Source organism: Pseudorhodoplanes sp. (genome assembly GCF_035565855.1).
Lineage (GTDB): Bacteria > Pseudomonadota > Alphaproteobacteria > Rhizobiales > Xanthobacteraceae > Pseudorhodoplanes.
Window position 1 is genome coordinate 1 of sequence record NZ_DATMRX010000262.1, and the last position, 2,104, is coordinate 2,104.

A 2,104-nucleotide genomic window follows, 5' to 3' on the forward strand; every position below is an offset into this window, starting at 1 on the left:
GACGAATTCGCCGGCGCGCGCGAGCGCTCGCAACAGCCGGGCGAGCGTCTCCCCGTTCTCGTCGGCCCAGACCTGACGCACCGCCAGCACCTTTTCGCTCATTGATGCGACGATGTCGGCTCCCGCGTGCAGGATACGTCCGATATCGAGATCGACCGCGACGGAGTTCCACGGTGCCCCGACGCAAAATCCATCGACGTGCTTGTTGGCGAGCGAGTCGACCATATAAGGCGGGGGCAGCACGACGAGGTGCACGTCCTCGTCAGGATTGACGCCGGCGGCGGCCATCCAGAAACGCAGCAGGTAGTTATGCGCCGAGTAGGGGAAGGTCATGCCGAACGTCAGCGGCGTCTCGCCGCGCGTCTTGCGCGAGGCCACGAGCCGAGCCAGCGCCTGTGCCGAGCGCATCGGATCGTCGAGTCCGTCCGGGGCTTCGGCCAAGAGTGCGTTGTAAAGCCATGGTGATACGGTGACGGCGTTGCCGTTGGTTGCGAGCGTGAACGGAGCTACGATCGGAACCTTCACGTGCCCAAGTCCGAGACTCGATGCGATTGCCACCGGCGCCAGCAGGTGCGCGGCATCGAACAGCCCGATGTTGAGCTTGTCGCGTACGTTCGACCACGACACCTCGCGGACGAGCTCGACGTCGAGGCCTTCGGCCGCGCAAAAGCCCTTGTCCGCCGCCACCAGCAGCGCAACCGCGTCGCACAAGGGGATGAAGCCGATGCGAAGCCGCGTGGTCATTTGAGCAGGTCCGCTGCGGTGACGATCGACTGGGCGATCTCGGCGATCTTCTTGTTCTCGTTCATCGCCGTCTTGCGCATCAAGGCGTACGCCTGTTCTTCGCTCAGGTTCTTGGCCTTCATCAGGATTCCCTTGGCGCGATCGATGATCTTGCGGTCTTCGAGCGCGGTCTTCGCGCGATCGAGTTCGGTCTGCAGCTTGGAGAACGCATTGAAGCGCGAGATGGTGAGATCGAGAATGTACTTGATGCGCTCTTTCTTGAGCCCGTCGACGATATAAGCGGAAACCCCAGCGTCCACGGACGCCTGGATCGATGCCGCATCGCTGCTGTCGACGAACATCGCGATGGGCCGCTTCACGATGCGGCTGACCTGAAACATCTGCTCCAGCACATCGCGATTCGGATTTTCCAGATCGATCAGAATGACGTCTGGATCGGCCGTATGAATCCGGGCGAGCAGGTTGGTGGTTTCGTCGATTCGCACGACCTGTGTGAACCCGGCCTCGCGCAGACCGTCTTGCAGGATGGCCGCGCGAATCGGATTCTCGTCGACGATCGCGATCTTGAGGCTTGCTGATTGGTCCATCGAAACGAGAGCGGCCGTTCTTATCGCCTTACCGGTCGGTACACGGGTTCATGAAGCCGCAGGATGAGCGCTATCGTCAACGGGCGACGCAGTATAGACTCATAACATAGTTACGGGGGCAAGCCGCCTCGAAATCGCGGCGCGCCGAGGGTCAGGTGCGACATGTTGGACAATGCCCACGAGCTATTGACGCGGGTTGGGCTGCTTCATATGGTCCGCCGCCCAATGAGCCGCGGGTTGCGCGCCGGGATTTTTCGCCTTCATATTCGGACCGTTCCATGACGCTCACCGATCTCGTTGCGCCGCAGGCGGTCATTCCCTCGCTCAAGGCGAACAGCAAGAAACAGGCGCTGCAGGAAATTGCTGCGAAGGCGAGCGCACTGAGCGAATGCTCTGAACGCGAAATCTTCGATGTCCTGATGCAGCGCGAGAAGCTCGGCTCGACGGCGATCGGCAACGGCATCGCCATTCCGCACGGCAAGCTCGCCAAGCTTAATCGGCTTTTCGGATTATGCGCGCGGCTCGATCGGCCGATCGATTTCGACGCGCTCGACGGCCAGCCGGTCGATCTGATCTTCGTGCTGCTCGCGCCGGAAGGCGCCGGCGCCGATCATCTCAAGGCGCTGGCACGAATCGCTCGGATGCTGCGCGATGCCGAACTCGCCAACAAGCTGCGGGATGCCCGCGATGCGGAAGCGATCTACGCGGTGCTCGCGATGCCTACGCCCGTCGGCGGATAGCGGCTTTCTTTGGAAGAATTCCCGGAGTGAGTG

Annotated in this window: 3 protein-coding genes; 1 reads left to right on the forward strand and 2 read right to left on the reverse strand. The window is 61.9% G+C overall.

The genetic code is table 11. The features are described from left to right. A partial coding sequence (locus VN004_RS14720) for a CmpA/NrtA family ABC transporter substrate-binding protein (protein WP_325611431.1) occupies positions 1-744 on the reverse strand: 744 nt, incomplete at its 3' end. After that, positions 741-1,331: an ANTAR domain-containing response regulator gene (locus VN004_RS14725; protein WP_325611433.1), complete on the reverse strand. Its 591-nt coding sequence runs from the start codon at positions 1,329-1,331 to the stop codon at positions 741-743. The genes VN004_RS14725 and VN004_RS14720, both read right to left, overlap by 4 nt. 278 nt (positions 1,332-1,609) lie before the next feature. Between VN004_RS14725 and ptsN the strand changes: the two genes are divergently transcribed. After that, entirely contained in the window at positions 1,610-2,071 is a 462-nt protein-coding gene (gene ptsN, locus VN004_RS14730) for a PTS IIA-like nitrogen regulatory protein PtsN (RefSeq protein WP_325611435.1), read from the forward strand. The last annotated feature ends 33 nt before the right edge of the window (positions 2,072-2,104 follow it).